The following is a 17,132-nucleotide window of genomic DNA, read 5'->3' on the forward strand; positions in this document are numbered from 1 at the left end:
TATTTCCTTTTTACCTGTCTTAAAGCCTATCTGTAAGTAGAAAGATGGGTTGTTTTTATGCTTAGCATAAATGATTTACCTACGCTTATTTTCACGTTTTTATCCTGCAATAATGCTTTTACTCCTTCGTCGGTTTTAATAGCTTCGTACAGGTCACGTGCTATTGGCGATCCGCTGATGTTGTTGGTCACCTTGCCGTTTTCCATACTGATGTTAAACGTATAACCCGTTTTACTGCGGCCACCTGCCGACTCAAAATCGGTTATATTCAATTTAAACTGCTGATCCTCATTCAGGCTCTTCTTCAAATGCAAACGAATAACCGGCATATACCTTTGCCAGGTACTTAAAAACTTTCTTTCTTCCATACTAAACTATGATTCTATAAAAAATAAGGCCCTCGTGAGGTTATTCTACAAGGGCGTAAAATGATTGTAAGAACAGGTGATATTTCCTGATCCTATTTATTGAAAATTATTGTTTGTTAAATTAAGGTAACGGCGAGCAGCAGGCCTTCCATAATGTTACCGCATGATTTTTCAAAGCTAAGTAAATTAATGTGCAAAGGACTCATGCTGGGATGATAAAAGTTAAACCGGACTTTATTTGATATGATTTAATGCCTGCTGGTATCCTGTAGAGGTAATATAGGGGCTCGTGACCGGCCAATTTAAGACTGTTCATGAGATCAGCGGCGTATTAATTAGTAATTTGCACATATAAATTTTGCCAGCAGAGAAATGACCTACAGCCACAAATTCAAAACCTTACTGACTTGTTTTTTAATCACGCTTGCTTTTATAGCTAAAGCGGCCCCTATCATTTATGTTAACCAGGTGGCTTTTGATACAAAGGGTGCAAAACAGGCGGTTATCCGTAATGATGTTAACCTAAGCGGGCTAACGTTTAACCTGCTCAACTCATCTGGTAAGGTTGCATTTACAGGCGCACTCAAAGGACCTGAGCAAATTGAAGATTGGGTTAAGGGTGCTTTTTTTTACCAGGCCGATTTTTCATCATTTAAACAAGCGGGTAAGTATAAATTGAGCATCAGCGTAAACGGCAAAGTATATCTTTCAGATGGTTTTGAGATTAGTGAAAACGCGCTCGCGATAAACACCCTGCCTGCCATCATTAACTATTATAATAAACAAAGGGCTAATACGCCAACAGAGCTCGATGTTGATAAAGCTATCATCCTTTTTGGCAGCAACAAAACCGCGGATGTACGCGGCGGCTGGTGTGATGCCTCGGGAGATGTAAGTAAGTATTTTTCGCACCTGGCTTATGCCAATTATATGTCGCCGCAGCAAATTCCTTTGGTAACCTGGTCAATGGTGAACGCGGTGCAAACTATACCGGGTTTGCTCAAACAGATCAATGCAGAAAATAGTATGACCAGCGAGGCTCTATGGGGAGGCGATTACATCATGCGCTCGCTATCCAAAGAAGGCTATTTTTATATGACCGTTTTTAGCTACTTCAGCAAAGATCCCAAAGCACGCCGTATAGTGGGCTTAAGAGCCAACAGTGTTACAACCGACGAATATCAATGCGCTTTTCGCGAGGGAGGCGGTATGGGTATAGCCGCCCTTGCCCGTATCTCTACTTTAAAAAAAGATGGCGACTATAAATCGGCAGAATACCTTGCTGCGGCTAAACGTGCTTATGCCCATCTGCTCATCAACAATACTAAATATGATGATGACGGTAAGGAAAATATCATTGATGATTATTGCGCATTGATGGCTGCAACTGAGCTTTGGATAGCAACAGATAGCTCATTTTATCAGGACGAAGCCCGCAAGCGGGCACAACATATCGAAAAGCGAATGAGCCCCGCAGGCTATTTTATCAGTAACGACCAGGGGCGCCCATTTTGGCATGCCTCCGATGCCGGTTTGCCCATTATTGCTTTATGCAGATATTTAACTAAGGAGAAAGAGCAGGGTGAAAGAACAGCGGCGTTAACCGTAATCAAAAAAGCGCTTGATTACAACCTGCGTGTAACCAATGAAGTGAATAATCCCTTTGGCTATGCCCGGCAAACTTTCCGCTTAAATAATCAAATCAAGAACGGATTTTTTATACCACATGAAAATGAAACCGGTTGGTGGTGGCAGGGCGAAAATGCCCGGCTGGGCTCATTGGCGACCGCGGCTATAGTTGGCGGTCGTTTGGTTTACCCCGAAAAGAGCGGCTGGGGTGTAAAGAAAGATCTGGCTGTTTATGCATCTGATCAGTTATCATGGATACTGGGCTGCAACCCGTATTCCATGTGCTTTATGTACCAATTTGGCAAAAATAATGTACCGTACATGAGCTCCAGTTTTGGGCATGGATCGGGCAAGGGTGGTATATCTAATGGTATTACCGGGAAAGAAGGCAACCCAGATGGCAGCGGCATTGATTTTAAAACTGAAGATAACGGAAACGAGTGGCGTTGGACAGAGCAATGGCTGCCTCATGCGGCCTGGTTTATGCAGGCCATCACTGCTATTGCCCAGCCTGAATAACATTCAGACTCAAATTTTAGAAATATTGATCATTTCCTTATCTTAGCCTTTGTGAGCCGGGACTAATCAACCGCGGCTAAACATCTGCAAAGCTCAACCAATCATGTGCTTTATTATGCTGTAATGCGGCTGTTAAAGTCGCGTCAAAATCAATGTTATGCTGATAGCTATAATGAAGGTCTGTATTTTTCTCTGTATCCTGATATTACCATTTCGAGGGCCCGCCAGGCGACGGGAAAACACGCCAGATCGACCCTCAAGTGTTAAAGTTTTTTCAAAATATAGTGTGAATGAACGGGGTGGCCTGGAAATGATCGAAACGGATGATCATACCGAAACTAACTAAAACAAATCTCTCAGGCACCGGTAGCGTACCTGAGAGATGAAGGTTATTTTTTACTTTTTTTGGATAGGGCCAGGATCTCGTTTTGCATCATTCGTTCTGATATGATCTTCCTGATGAGTTCAACAGGTAAGGCTTCGCCTGGTGCAAAATGCAGTGTAGAACCAGATACCCTGATATCTTTGAGCTCATCCTTCATAGATTTTACCAGGCTGGGGTTCATGGTGTAAAAGCTGCAGTACTTTTTATTTACTCCGATCCCCACCAGCATGTAATGATACTTGTAGCAAGGCAGCTGATAACTAATCATTTCAATGGCCTGCGGAACGGTGTCTTTGATGATGAGCCTTAACTTTTCCAGTATCGCTCTGAATGCTGCTGGTTGTTGGGCAATATATTCATCGGCATCTCGTGGTGCCGGAAGATCTGAACCTCTCATAGCAGATAAATATACCGAATTGATGATTAGCCTTGCGCGTAGGCTTCCTTTAATACATTAAGGTCAATTTTAACCATCTGCATCATAGCATTCATCACATTGTTGGCTTTTTTGGTGTTTTTATCTTTCAGCATGGCCTCAATTTCTATAGGGCTTACCTGCCATGATAAGCCAAACTTGTCTTTAAGCCAGCCGCACTGGTTTTCTTTTCCACCATCGGCTAATAAGGCATTCCAATAAAAATCAATTTCTTCCTGGGTTTTACAGATAACCGATAATGATATCGCCTCGGTAAACGGAAACCCAGGGCCTCCGTTCAATATCATAAATTCTTGTCCGTCCAGCTCGAAGCGGGCTACCAGTATATCGCCGGCTAATTGTGGATGTGTTTCACCATAGCGGGTAATATCTGAAACTTTTGAGTTTTTGAATATCGAGGTATAAAAATCGAGAGCCTCCTGAACTTTTCCGTTGAACCAAAGGCATGGGGTGATCTTTTGCATAATGTATTCTCCTTAATTTGTTTTAATATGATTTACTTCAATTTGTTTTGTTATACCAAAGTTACCTGAAGCAATCCTACTGAAAAGGGTGTGAATGTGACAATATGCGGGGGCAATTGCGTATTGATAGTATTTGCCTTAAAAAGTAAAAGGCGGTCTGTTAACAGACCGCCTTTTATATGTCGAAAAAGAATTTTCCTTAAGTATTATATCACTCAGGAGTTTTTTGATTTTTCTCCGGCGAATGGTAAAGTAGATATAAAGATAACCATACCTATACCGAAAGTTATAAAACCACCATAAACAACACCGGCAGAAGCCTGAACACCGCTAATAGAATCAGCAGGGTTAAACGCGTGGTTTGGCGTGAAAATAAAGAAACCGCCTATGATTAAGATACCTATTGTTGTGATTAAAAGCCCTAATATTCTTTTCATGTTTTTGATGTGAAACTGTAATACCGCAAATGTATAAACTTTAAAGCAATCAACAAACATCCCTTTATTTTAAATATCAACAGGTAAACTATTTTTACCACCGCTTTTGGTGATATGCTTAATGATTTAAAGTTGATAAATTAGGGCTATAAATTACAAACAATGCAATTGGTTATATCCTGTTGTAATACCAAACACTTACTATGAACATAAAACATTTAAAAATCGCATTTTTTATCGCGCTTACCTGGTTGGCAGCGTGTAAAGACCCTGATGCAGCGCAGAAGACCGAATTGAGTTTACACAGTTTTTTAAAAGACACTACAAAAGGTGTACAACAAGGCGGGGTGCAGGTAGTTTCCATCAATACGCCAAAAGGAAAATTTAATGTATGGACAAAGAAAATTGGTAATAATCCTAAGATTAAGTTACTGCTGCTGAACGGCGGACCGGGCGCTACCCATGAGTATTTTGAATGCATGGAAGGCTTTTTACCTGCCGAGGGCATTGAACTGATCTATTACGATCAACTGGGTACAGGAAATTCCGACAATCCTAAAGATACCGCCATGTGGAGCTTACCGCGTTATGTAGAAGAGGTGGAGCAGGTAAGGCAGGCGCTCAAATTAGATAAAGATAATTTTTACCTGCTGGGCCATTCATGGGGTGGTATCCTGGCTCTGGAATACGCGTTTAAATATCAGCAGAATTTAAAAGGGCTCATCATTTCCAACATGATGTCCAGTTGTCCGGACTATGGTAAATATGCCGATAATGTTTTGGCCAAGCAGTTTGATCCCAAGGTATTGGCCCGCATCAGGGCAATTGAAGCCAAAGGCGATTTTGAAAACCCGGAGTATATGCAGTTGCTGTTGCCCAATTACTACGCTAAGCATATATGCCGTATCCCGATTGAGCAATGGCCCGAACCTGTTAACCGCGCTTTCAGCAAGATCAACCAATCGTTATATGTAACCATGCAGGGGCCCAGTGAATTTGGTATTGCCGGTAAGTTAACGCATTGGGATCGTAAAGCAGATCTGCCTAAAATTTCAGTCCTAACTTTGAGTATAGGTGGCAAATATGATACGATGGATCCCGCACACATGCAGTGGATGGCGACCCAGTTTCAAAATGGCAGTTACCTGTATTGCGCCAATGGCAGTCACATGAGCATGTATGATGATCAGCAAACCTATATGAACGGTTTAATAAAATTCATCCAAGGTGTGGATGAAGGCGAAAAGAAAGTGAAATTGTAAACCTTGATCAAAACAAAAAGCCCGGTATACTATACCGGGCTTTTTGTTTTTGTACCAGATCTAAACTTATTTTGGCAAATCTTTCATGAATTCCAGAATATCGGCGCCAATTTCCTGGACATGAGTTTCCAGGGCGAAATGACCGGTATCATAAAACTTCACTTTGGCGTTGGGATTATCCTTTTTATAGCCTTCAGCGCCGGCAGGCAAAAAGAAGGGATCATTTTTGCCCCATACGGCAAGTAGTTTTGGTTTTTTATCCCTGAAGTAGGCCTGGAATTTAGGGTACAGCAGCACATTGCTCTTGTAGTCAACCATCAGGTCAACTTGTATGTCTACGTGACCGGGCAGGTCGAGGATATGTTTATCAAAGGTATAAGCTTCCGGTTCGATCAACGATTTGTCGGTCACACCGGTTTCATACTGAAATTTTACCATATCTAATGATACGAAGTTTTTTAAAGCATCACGGTTTTCCTGCGATGGATTGTCCCACGCTTTTTGGATCGGGTTCCAGGCGGTGCTTAAACCTTCTTCATAAGCATTCCCATTTTGCGAGATGATACCGGTTATCTTTTCAGGATTGGCCAGCGCCAGGCGCAAACCGGTAGGAGCGCCATAATCAAAAATATAAACCGCGAAACGTTTGATCTTCAAATTATCAATAAAACCCTGCATCGCTTTAGCCAGGTTATCAAAGGTGTAACTGTAAGTTTTAGGATCGGGAGCATCTGAAAAACCAAAACCAGGCAGATCGGGCGCTATCACATGATATTGTGCAGCCAGTATAGGTATCAGCTTACGAAACATGAATGATGAAGTAGGATACCCATGCAATAGCAGGATAACCGGTGCATCTTTTGGGCCTGCTTCACGATAAAAAATATTCAGCTCATTTACCTTAACATTGTTGTAATGGATGGTTGTCGTTTTCATTTGATTGTTTTTTGTTGTATGTATTTGCTGGGCATGCAGGGATAAAGTTCCGCCCGTGATAAGCAGTAGTATAAACTGCCATTTGATTAATGTGATTGATTTCATAGTTCAAATTTATATTGTATATTTGATTATTAAAAACGATTAATAATAATGCAAAACATCATAAAAAGTGATTTATGAATAGTAATGATCTTAAAATATTTGAAGCGGTGGCCACCCATGGTAATTTTACCAAAGCTGCCGAGGCCATGTTCACCGTACAATCAAACGTTACCGCGAGGATAAAAAGCCTGGAAGAGGAATTTGATGTGCAGTTATTTAAAAGAACATCGCGCACGGTAGAGTTAACATCGGCGGGTGAGATATTTATCCAATACTGTAAAAAACTGAACCATCTCACCGAAACCTTAAAACAGGAATTATCCAATGTTCATCAGCTATCCGGCTCGCTTAAAATTGGGTGTATTGAAACTACAATGGCGCTTAAAGTGCCCGGATTGATACAGAAGTTTACTGATGAATACCCCGATGTTACCTTGAGTTTCAGGGCCGACAACTCCGGTAATCTCATCAATGATGTTTTGAACTATAAGCTCGATGCCGCTTTTGTAGCCGCTCCGGTTACCGCGCCGGAGTTGGGTGTACATCTGGTAAAAGAAGAAACGCTGGCCATCGCTACGGCCGCTAATTATCCGGATCTGCAGGATTACGTAAAAAAAGGACAAGTGAAAATTGTTGTTTTTGACGTGGGTTGTAGCTATCGCCCCAAGCTGGAAGACTGGCTAAAAGCCCAGGGGATATTTAATTACCAATGTACCGTGCTGAATACGCTGGAGGGCATAGTAAATTTTGTGGAAGCAGGGGTGGGGATAACTATTATGCCCGAAGATCTGTTCAGCCAGATGTATTATAACCGGAAGTTAAAAACATACCGCATCGAGGGCGAGCAGGGCGTATTAACCACGTTGATCGCGTACCGGAAAGACCTGCCGCAGTCAAATGCTATGAAAGTGTTTATGGGTTTGTTTTGATCATGAATAACCGGGTTCATTTTTATAAATTTGATGACCTGGTACCAGGCTGTTGATTTACCCTATGATTTTTAAAAAAATACACAAATCCGGTATTACCTTATTCCTTATTGCTTTTAACGCGGTAATTGCTTATGCGCAAACCAACAATCAGGTAGTTGAACTGGGCGTATCACGGGTGCTGGCTCAATACAGGCGTTCGGTGATCAGCGATATTCAATATACACTTAATCTGGATATTCCTGCAGATAAAAATAAAGGTATCGAAGCTAAAGAATCCATCAGCCTGGTTTTAAAACATACTGATCAGCCCTTGCAGCTCGATTTGAAACAGGGTGCGGATAAGGTGCATGCCATACAAGTGAATTACAAACAAATTCCTGTAAAATTGGAGCAGGAGCATTTATTGATAGCTCCCGGATATTTACGTGTGGGTAAAAATACCATCTCGCTTCAATTTACTACGGGCGATCAATCCCTTAACCGTAATGACGATTATTTATATGCTTTATTTGTACCCGACAGGGCACGCACGGTTTTTGCTTGCTTTGATCAGCCCGATCTGAAAGCTAATTACCTGCTTACGCTCGCCGTACCGGCAGGATGGAAAGCCTTGACCAACGCGGCTATTGCCGATTCGGTAACCCGGAATCAAAGAACCACTTATCGCTTCAAAAGATCGGACAAACTGAGTACTTACCTATTTTCCTTTGCTGCAGGTAAATTCAACAGCATTAAACAGCTTATTGATGGCAGGCAGGCCGAGTTTTTATATCGCGAAACAGATACCACCAAGATTAAACTGAGCATCGCTCCAACGTTTACCGCCCATAAAGATGCTATTAGCTTTTTACAACAGTGGACAGGCATCCCGTTCCCTTTTCAAAAAGTGGGTTTTATAGCCATACCCGATTTTCAGTTCGGTGGTATGGAGCACCCTGGCGAAGTACAATACAAAGCTTCGGCGGTGTTTCTGGATGATGGGGCTACCAAAGATATGATTATAGCCCGGTCGAACCTGTTCTCGCACGAAACGGCACACATGTGGTTTGGTGACCTGGTAACTATGCGCTGGTTCAATGATGTATGGATGAAGGAGGTATTCGCTAATTTTATGGCCGATAAAATAACCGAAAAGCTCATGGGCAGCGAAACTTTTGATCTGAAATTCCTGCAGGATCATTACCCGGCGGCTTACAGCATCGATCGTACACAAGGCGCTAACCCTATACGGCAGGATCTGGATAACCTGAAAGATGCAGGCTCGCTGTATGGTAACATTATTTACCACAAAGCACCCATCATGATGCAGCAATTGGAATTATTGATGGGAAAGGAGCCATTCAGGCTGGGAATACAGGAATATCTGAAAAAATATGCTTATAGCAACGCCACCTGGAACGATCTGATAGCTATTCTGAGTAAACACACTACAACCGACCTGTATACCTGGAATAAAGTATGGGTAAATCAACCCGGCCGGCCTGTTTTTGACGATAAGGTCCTTTACAAGGATAACAAGATCAGCAATTTTACCATAACCCAACATCCTGAGTTTGGTGCTGCACGTATTTGGCCGCAATCGTTCAACGTGACCCTGGTTTACCCGGCCTACACCAAAAACATTGCTGTGAATATGAAAAGCGCGGGTATTGAACTAAAGGAAGCGGAAGGTCTTGATAAGCCCCAGTATGTGCTATTCAATTCAAACGGGATAGGATATGGCTTGTTTCCGGTAGATAAGGCTGGCACGGATAGTTTATTCCGGATCGGCAGCCCTCTGCAAAGGGCCTCGCTATATATATCTGCCTACGAAAATATGTTGGCAGGGCGATATTTTAAGCCACAGGAGCTACTAAGTATTTTTTCAAAAGGGTTAGCCCGGGAAAAAGAAGAAACAAATCTGAGGCTGCTAACCGGTTATATGGGTAATATTTACTGGGAGTTTATCACACCTGCTGTTCGTGATGCTATAGCCGCTGATCTGGAGAATAATTTATGGTATGCATTACAGCAACAAGAGAAGCCAAATAATAAAAAAGTACTGTTCCGCGCTTATCAGGATGTGTATTTAACCAGGGCTGCTATAAAGAATATCTACACTATATGGCAGCAGCAAAAACCACCGCTGGGCGTAAAGTTAAATGAAGATGATTATACCTCCCTGGCACTGAGTATCGCTTTAAAAAGTGATTCGGTGCCCGGCGTATTACAGATGCAGGAGACAAGAATTGCCAATGTAGATCGTAAAAAACGATTGGAATTTTTAATTCCGGCACTCTCCTCAGACGAGCAGGAAAGAGACCGTTTTTTTAATAGTTTACAGGATGTGAAGAACCGGCAAAAAGAAGCCTGGGTAACCACTGCTTTGATTTACCTGCATCATCCGCTTAGACAAAAAACTTCGGAAAAGTATCTGCTCAAAAGCCTGGAACTGGTAGAAGAGATACAGAGAACGGGAGACATATTTTTCCCGCAATCATGGTTGCAGGCGATCTTTGGTTATTATCAGGACAAGGAAGCTACCGAAGTTGTAGAAAAATTTTTAAGTACTCATCCCAACTATAATCCAAAGTTAAAAGCCAAAATATTACAGAATACAGATAACCTGTTCAGGGCGCAAAAGTTGTTATGATTGTTCCATATTATGAGATTGAACGTATTGGACGTGATTAGCATTGCCGCCCGAAACGATGGTGCAGGAGGCACCTACGGAGCCGGGAAATATCTCCTATCAGCTATAAACAGATGGCTCCTCTGGAGCCTGATAGTTTGTAGTTCCTGCGTTCATAAAAATTAATAAAATGAATGGTTGCCGAGAAAAAAACTCGTATTAACTATAACCGGTGTCCCATCGTGAAACCAGCGTAAATTATAGCTCCGGAGGAGCATCCTGTTTATAGAAAGAGTAATAAAGTGCAGTAGCTCCAGAGGAGCCTCCTGAATCTCAAAAATATTTATTCCTATGAGGCATCCAAGGTAGAGCCTTTTTTAATGGTATTGTTCCGAATAAACAGAAATGACATCAAAGCACCTAAAAAAGCAAGCAAAGCCGACAGCTGCATCACCTTGGTGTAAACAGTAATAAACCCAGATCGGTAAAGTTTTTTAATAACCTGTTGGTCATGCGTGTCAAAGCCTGCGGGCACTTTGGCATCGCCCAGGTTAACCGCCTGCGTCATCACTGCCTGTTTTTGTTTTTCATTTAATGGGATTTGCTGAATATCCTGTTGTAGCGCGCCGGTGAAAAGCAAAACCGCAAAGGCCCCCAATATGGCATTGGCAAAAACATTGGCAATGCGCGAAAGTGCGTTATTTACTCCCGATGCCGTTCCCGAATAATGATCACTTACCGAGCCCATAACCGCCGCTGTAAGAGGAGCCACCGTAAACGACATGCCCGTACCGAATATGATGATACCCGGGAAAAAGGTGGTCCCATAATCTGCCGGGCCTTTGGTTTGCCCAACAAATGATAAGATTAATAAGCCTATGCCTGTTGTCGCTGGCCCTGCTATCAATAACAATCTTGGCCCGTGCTTATCCGCAATGGCCCCGGAAAAACGGGCCATAATGATCATCAGTATAGTGAAAGGCAAAAAAGTAAGACCTGATTGTAGTTGACTATAACCCTGTGCCTGTACCAGGTTGAGCGAAAGAAATAACATAGCCGCGCTAAGGCCGGCATATAAAAAAAACGTAAGCAGGTTAACCCCGCTGAAAGTCATGTTTTTGAATAGTGTTAAGGGCATCATCGGGTGAGTGCTTTTACTTTCGATAAAGATAAAAGTGGCTAGCAGCACTGTCCCCGCTATTAAGGTAGTGTAAACCTGCCAGTGTCCAAATCCCATAGCTGGCGCACGTAAAAAGCCGAAGGTAAGCGCGGCTAAGCCAAGTGCTATGGAAATCGCTCCGGGGAAATCGAGAGTGTGGTCGGTGTCTTCATCACGGCTTTCGTTTACTTTAAACCAAAGGATCAGCAAGGCTACAACGCCTATCGGTACATTAATGAAAAAGATATAGCGCCATAAACCGGCATCGCCAAAAGCGCCGCCTAAAATAGGGCCCCCTAAAGTAACTACCGTAGTAAAAGCCGACCAGGTGCCGATGGCCTTGCCCCGTTCTTTTTCGTTTATGGAGGAGGATATTAGAGATAAGCTGCCCGGTATCATCAATGCGCCACCAATACCTTGCAGCATCCGGAATGCTATGAGCAAATTAACATCGGGGGCAAAGCCGCAGGTTGTTGAGCCCACGATGAAAATAAAGATGCCTGCCATAAATATCTTTTTTCGGCCCAATTTATCGCCCAGAGCGCCACCGATCATGATTAATGCGGCCAGCATCAATAAATAAGCGTTCAGTATCCAAAAAAGGTCCGTACCGCTGGCATTAAGGCTTTGTTGCAACGATGGCAGTACCACATTAAGGGCAGTGCCATCAATAAAAGCCATGGCCGAGGCCATGATAGACGAAACCATGATCCATTTACCGGCCGAACTGCCCAATGCCACTGTTGCCATAAAATAAGGTTAATGTATATGTAAATGTAACAAATGGCAATTACAAAAGGATGGGATAATTGGTGGCAATCATTGGTGTGATGATCACTTAACAGTAATAACCCATTAAGTAGTAGCTATCCTAAAAAGTATGTCATGCTGAGCGCCGTCGAAGCATGGTGGTGGGGGGCCCTGAGCTCCACCCTTCGACGGCGCTCAGGGTGACAGTCCCCTTTTTTAGTAGTATTTTTCGTTATGCCTTTTCATCGTTTATTACTCACTTCACCACCCATTCATGTATCCCCGATGAATTATCTGCCGGTAACTGAATTTCCATTCTTAAAGCCGTAGTATTTACTGGTTCAAAGCTTACGGTATTAAAACTGTCTTTACTGATATTGTACGGAATAGTGTTTTTTACCGGCACCCATTGACCGTCTTTCAGGTACAGTATTTTGTACGATGCCGGGATACGGCAGCCGCCCCAGGGGCCATCATCAAACCAGTATACCTTTGATTCGCTGACGGTATGTGCGGTATCAAAATTATATTGTACGTATTCGCTGGTGTTTTTAGCCGGCCACCAATGCAGGTAAGGGTAGTTGGTATCCTTAGAGTCAGCAGGTTCATATTGATCTTTTATAGATGCAAACATCCTGGTATTTTTTAACGACGATGTTACCTTGCTGGTACTTGCTATGGTAGGTGCAGGTTTTGGCCTTGCAGCCGAAGCTTCGTACGGGATCCATACGGTCATTTCGCTTGGTCCGCGGTTTGCCCAGGCATAATAGGGAATGGCTTTTACCTGTTGGTTGGCCTCGATTAATCGATTGCTGTTTAACTGGCGTTTTGTGCTTTTACCCACGGTATTTATCACATCAACGCCGTTGAGCAGATCGGCATAATAATTTGCCTCGGCAATGGCGTTTTTATCAACCATAATGTTTTGAACCAGGCTGTCTTTATTATCGGGGCCTTCAAGGCAATACACAACTGGTCCGCGTTCAAAAGCAAAACGATTGATATCATCCTTTACCAATGGGTTGGCCAATACTTTTTCGGTTTTCATGGGTAACAGCAAGGAAACCTGGTCGCCCTTTTTCCAGGTACGTTTTAATACCGCGTATCCTTTTTCGGTAACAAATGATTGCGGTTTACCGTTGATGGATAACATCACGGGTAACACTTTTTTATCCATAAAAGTATATAGATCACCCGGCACTGGTTGCTGTTTGGCCCACCCTGGTATACGTATCCTTAAGGTAAATTCGGTGTTTTTTTCCGGATTAACCGTGATATCAACTTTGCCTTTCCAGGGGTAATCAGTTGTTTGAACGATGTTCACATTGCCTGATGCCAGTTTGATGTTACTGGTATTGCCCATAAACAGATTTACGTACAGGTCATTTTTGTTTTTGGCATAAACATACCCCGGCAACGATGGCAAAAAACGGGTCATGTTGCTGATGCAGCAGGCGCAGCTGATCCAGGCACTGCGTTCGTTTTGCGACATAGATGCCAGTGGATTAGGGTAAAAGAAACGATCGCCACTGAGCGAAACACCCGAGAGCAAACCATTGTAAAGTGTTCTTTCCAGTACATCAATATATTTGGAATCGCCGTGCAGCAAAAACATCCGGTTGTTCCAGTACACATTACCAATAGCCGCGCAGGTTTCGGCATAAGCCGACATGTTTGGCAACTGGTACGCGTCGCCAAAAGCCTCGCCGTTACCGGTTGCACCTATACCGCCTGTGATGTATAGTTTTTTGTTGACCACATCGCCCCATATATCATCAATAGCGGCTAAATATTTGGTGTCGCCCGTTAAGGCTGCAATATCTGCCATACCGGTATACATATAAGCTGCCCTTACCGCATGCCCTTCGGCCTCATGTTGGTCGACTACTTTTTTGTTGGCCTGGTTGTAAGCGTCGCCCTTGGGGCCGCGCACATCCAGGAAAAATTTGGCCAGATCAAGGTATTGCCTGTTGCCGGTGACCCGGTACATTTTTGATAGCCCAATTTCTACTATCTGGTGACCGGGATATTCTTCCAGCTTGCCCGGTCCAAAAACCCTAACCAGCAGATCGGCATTTTTTATAGCGATATTAAGCAATGTACGTTTACCGGTAGCCTGGTAATGGGCAACGGCAGCTTCGTACAAGTGGCCGCAATCATACAATTCGTGGCTTAGTACTTCCTCTTGTTCCCAGCGTTTGGCGCCTATCCATTCATGCGGTTTTTGGGCATGTACACTACGGAAGGTATACAGGTAACCATCGGGTTCCTGTGCGGCACCGATAATGCTGATCAGTGTATCGATATATTTATCAAGTTGAGGGTTAGCTTTGTTTTGCATGGAGTAGGAGGCTCCTTCGATAGCCTTATATACATCGGTATCATCAAACGGGAATTCGCTTAGTTTATCGCCATCAAGTTTTTTGGCGGCCCTTAAAAAATTATCCATGCGGCCGTTTGCCTTGCATTGCGCCAAAACGTAGGGGATGGTCACATTGGCGTTAACCTCCATTTTGGGCTGCCAGAAATGATCATTCACGTGAACACTGGTGAAGACCACAGGCTGTATAGGATAATCTTTTTGCTGTGAAAAGGCCATATTTGTAAATGCTATTATGAATAGCGGTAGCATGCAGACTGTTTTTCTTTTCTTGATCATACGTTTGGTTTTCCGGATATGTAAAGTAAAACTACAGGTATGTACAGAAATGTGATGGATGATAATTTGCAGGGTGATAACCGGATTTTACCCCATTTTGCTGTCAGTATATGCCTCAAATTTATTTAGTATATTTGTGTAGGTAACAGCCCGCTTGTATGTAAAAAATACGAGCGGGCTGTTTTGGTTAAACGCAGAAAGGAACAAAGATAGTCTGTTTTTTATTTAGTTATTTGATAGTCAATTATTTAATACTTTTTTAAGCCTTAAAAAAGCTTATCAAAATGGGGTTTAAATTTGTTAAAAAGTGTTAAAATGAGGCTGTTTTGAATATTTTATAGCCGCTTTTACCTCCGTTTTGACTAAAAAAGTGTTAAAATTCAAGGTTTAAAAAGTTTTTTGCACCATGAATTATCACGATTTGAGTGCCGAAAACAGTTTGCCTGGATAAAATATGGTTAGTACCAGTTAAATTATTGAGTTATTCATATGGGCTGCGAAACTAAGTTTGTAAAAAACATTTAGCAATGATAGCATTTGAATGGAAAGGCGTATTACCCGCCGTAACTACCAAGTTTACCAATCATGATGAATTGGACTTTGAAGCTTTTAATATCAACTTAAATGCCCAACTGGAAGCGGGTGTTGATGGTTTTATACTGGGCGGGTCTTTAGGTGAAGCAAGCGTACTGAGCGATCAGGAAAAATACGATCTGCTTGCTCATACCGCAGCCTTTGTGGAGGGAAAAGTGCCTGTTATACTCAATATTGCGGAGCAAACAACCAAGGCTGCCGTTATCTGCGCGCAAAAAGCATTTGACAATGGAGCTGATGGCTTAATGTTATTACCGCCCATGCGTTATGGCAGCGATGAGCGCGAAACCATCGCTTATATCAGTACTATTGCCAAAAGCACGCCGCTACCCATCATGATCTACAATAACCCGGTTGATTATAAGGTAGAGATCACCCTGGATATGTTTGAACAACTTGCAGCCTATGATAATATACAGGCGGTAAAGGAATCAACCCGCAATGTATCTAACGTAACACGCATGATCAATCGCTTTGGCGACAGGTTTAAAATATTAACCGGTGTTGATCCCCTGGCTATGGAAAGCCTGGTGATGGGTGCAGACGGCTGGGTTGCTGGCCTGGTTGATGCTTTCCCTAAAGAAACTGTAGCCATATACCGCCTGGTTAAGGCTAAACGATACGATGAGGCACTGGCTATATACCGTTGGTTTTTACCGGTATTGGAGCTGGATATCCATCCCAAATTGGTACAATACATTAAACTGGCAGAAGTGGCAACCGGTATTGGTACCGAAAATGTACGTGCTCCGCGTTTGCCATTAGTTGGTGCTGAGCGTGAAAAAGTTCAAAAGATCATTAACGATGCGCTTGCTGTTCGTCCGTTGTTACCTGTAGGAAGTTGGGGTAAATTAAACGTGGTTGTATAACAATAAAACACATGGCCAGTAAAACTTTTTTTTGCATAGATGCGCATACCTGCGGTAACCCTGTAAGGTTGGTGGCCGGTGGCGGCCCAACATTAAAGGGCGATAACATGAGTCAAAAGCGCCAGCACTTTTTGAAGGAGTATGATTGGATCAGGACGGGACTAATGTTTGAGCCCCGGGGCCATGATATGATGTCGGGTAGTATCCTGTATCCGCCTCATGACCCGGCAAATGATGTGGCTGTTTTGTTTATCGAAACCAGTGGTTGTTTACCCATGTGTGGTCATGGAACCATCGGAACTATTACCATTGCTGTGGAAGAGGGACTGATACAACCTAAAGTGCCGGGTATCATCCGCATGGAAGCCCCCGCAGGCCTGGTATTGATCGAATATAAACAGGAAGGTAAAAAAGTTACTTCGGTAAAGCTTAAAAACGTAGCGGCTTATCTGGCAGCAACAGATCTGCAGGTGGAATGCCCGGACCTGGGCATGCTCACCATTGATGTATCCTACGGTGGAAATTACTATGCCATAGTTGATCCACAGCCCAATTTTGGAGGGATTGAGCATTATACCGCCGGGCAACTGATTGCCTGGAGCCAGGTATTACGCAAACGTATCAACGAAAAATATGAGTTCGTGCATCCACAGGACCCTACCATCAATACCTGTACACATATCCTCTGGGCCGGGGCTACATTATCCGCCGATGCCACAGCCCGGAACGCGGTATTTTATGGCGATAAGGCTATAGATAGGTCGCCTTGCGGCACAGGTACTTCAGCCCGTATGGCGCAATGGCATGCCAAGGGAAAGCTGCAGGTTGGTGAGCCTTTTATCCATGAAAGTATTATTGGTAGTAAATTTACAGGCAGGGTAGAAGAAGTGGTAAAGATCAATGATATAGATGCCATTATTCCAAGTGTGGAAGGCTGGGCAAAGGTGTATGGCTACAATACCATTAAAATAGACGATGACGATCCTTACGCTCATGGTTTCCAGGTGATATAACTTG

The 17,132-nt window shown here is 43.1% G+C and carries 13 protein-coding genes; 6 read left to right on the plus strand and 7 right to left on the minus strand.

Going from position 1 to position 17,132, the window contains the following annotated elements; all coding sequences use genetic code 11:
• Positions 1–26 precede the first annotated feature (26 nt).
• Positions 27–368 carry a hypothetical protein gene (locus FHW89_RS01860; protein ID WP_172333303.1) on the minus strand — a complete coding sequence of 114 codons (342 nt, stop codon included), beginning with the start codon at positions 366–368 and terminating at the stop codon, positions 27–29.
• A 372-nt stretch (positions 369–740) separates the two neighbouring features.
• Here FHW89_RS01860 and FHW89_RS01865 point away from each other — a divergent pair, with 372 nt between their 5' ends.
• On the plus strand, positions 741–2,516 hold the full coding sequence (locus FHW89_RS01865) for a glycoside hydrolase family 9 protein (RefSeq protein ID WP_172333304.1): 1,776 nt from the start codon (positions 741–743) through the stop codon (positions 2,514–2,516).
• Positions 2,517–2,905: 389 nt separating this feature from the next.
• On the opposite strand, the gene FHW89_RS01870 is transcribed toward FHW89_RS01865, so the two are convergent.
• From FHW89_RS01870 to FHW89_RS01880, 3 genes are all read right to left on the minus strand, one after another.
• Positions 2,906–3,298 carry an iron chaperone gene (locus tag FHW89_RS01870; RefSeq protein ID WP_172333305.1) on the minus strand — a complete coding sequence of 131 codons (393 nt, stop codon included), beginning with the start codon at positions 3,296–3,298 and terminating at the stop codon, positions 2,906–2,908.
• A gap of 26 nt (positions 3,299–3,324) precedes the next feature.
• Positions 3,325–3,801 carry a VOC family protein gene (locus tag FHW89_RS01875; RefSeq protein ID WP_172333306.1) on the minus strand — a complete coding sequence of 159 codons (477 nt, stop codon included), beginning with the start codon at positions 3,799–3,801 and terminating at the stop codon, positions 3,325–3,327.
• A gap of 215 nt (positions 3,802–4,016) precedes the next feature.
• A complete protein-coding gene (locus tag FHW89_RS01880; RefSeq protein WP_172333307.1) occupies positions 4,017–4,238 on the minus strand; it encodes a hypothetical protein in 222 nt (73 codons plus the stop codon).
• Between the two features lie 203 nt (positions 4,239–4,441).
• On the opposite strand from FHW89_RS01880, the gene FHW89_RS01885 reads away from it, so the two are divergent.
• Entirely contained in the window at positions 4,442–5,500 is a 1,059-nt protein-coding gene (locus FHW89_RS01885; RefSeq protein WP_172333308.1) for a proline iminopeptidase-family hydrolase, read from the plus strand.
• A 66-nt stretch (positions 5,501–5,566) separates the two neighbouring features.
• Here FHW89_RS01885 and FHW89_RS01890 read toward each other — a convergent pair whose 3' ends face one another.
• Positions 5,567–6,541: an alpha/beta fold hydrolase gene (locus FHW89_RS01890; protein ID WP_253952139.1), complete on the minus strand. Its 975-nt coding sequence runs from the start codon at positions 6,539–6,541 to the stop codon at positions 5,567–5,569.
• A 74-nt stretch (positions 6,542–6,615) separates the two neighbouring features.
• On the opposite strand from FHW89_RS01890, the gene FHW89_RS01895 reads away from it, so the two are divergent.
• Together FHW89_RS01895 and FHW89_RS01900 are read left to right on the plus strand one after the other, a co-directional pair.
• A complete protein-coding gene (locus tag FHW89_RS01895; protein ID WP_172333309.1) occupies positions 6,616–7,470 on the plus strand; it encodes a LysR family transcriptional regulator in 855 nt (284 codons plus the stop codon).
• Positions 7,471–7,534: 64 nt separating this feature from the next.
• Positions 7,535–10,105, plus strand: coding sequence for a M1 family aminopeptidase (locus FHW89_RS01900; RefSeq protein ID WP_172333310.1), 2,571 nt, complete (start codon positions 7,535–7,537; stop codon positions 10,103–10,105).
• Positions 10,106–10,433: 328 nt separating this feature from the next.
• Here FHW89_RS01900 and FHW89_RS01905 read toward each other — a convergent pair whose 3' ends face one another.
• Positions 10,434–11,993: an MFS transporter gene (locus FHW89_RS01905; protein WP_172333311.1), complete on the minus strand. Its 1,560-nt coding sequence runs from the start codon at positions 11,991–11,993 to the stop codon at positions 10,434–10,436.
• 256 nt (positions 11,994–12,249) lie between these two features.
• On the minus strand, positions 12,250–14,592 hold the full coding sequence (locus FHW89_RS01910) for a glycoside hydrolase family 127 protein (RefSeq protein ID WP_253952140.1): 2,343 nt from the start codon (positions 14,590–14,592) through the stop codon (positions 12,250–12,252).
• Between the two features lie 587 nt (positions 14,593–15,179).
• On the opposite strand from FHW89_RS01910, the gene FHW89_RS01915 reads away from it, so the two are divergent.
• A complete protein-coding gene (locus FHW89_RS01915; protein ID WP_172333313.1) occupies positions 15,180–16,115 on the plus strand; it encodes a dihydrodipicolinate synthase family protein in 936 nt (311 codons plus the stop codon).
• A gap of 11 nt (positions 16,116–16,126) precedes the next feature.
• A complete protein-coding gene (locus FHW89_RS01920; protein WP_172333314.1) occupies positions 16,127–17,128 on the plus strand; it encodes a 4-hydroxyproline epimerase in 1,002 nt (333 codons plus the stop codon).
• Positions 17,129–17,132: the final 4 nt, after the last annotated feature.

Source organism: Mucilaginibacter sp. SG564, assembly GCF_013149275.1.
Taxonomy (GTDB): Bacteria; Bacteroidota; Bacteroidia; order Sphingobacteriales; family Sphingobacteriaceae; genus Mucilaginibacter.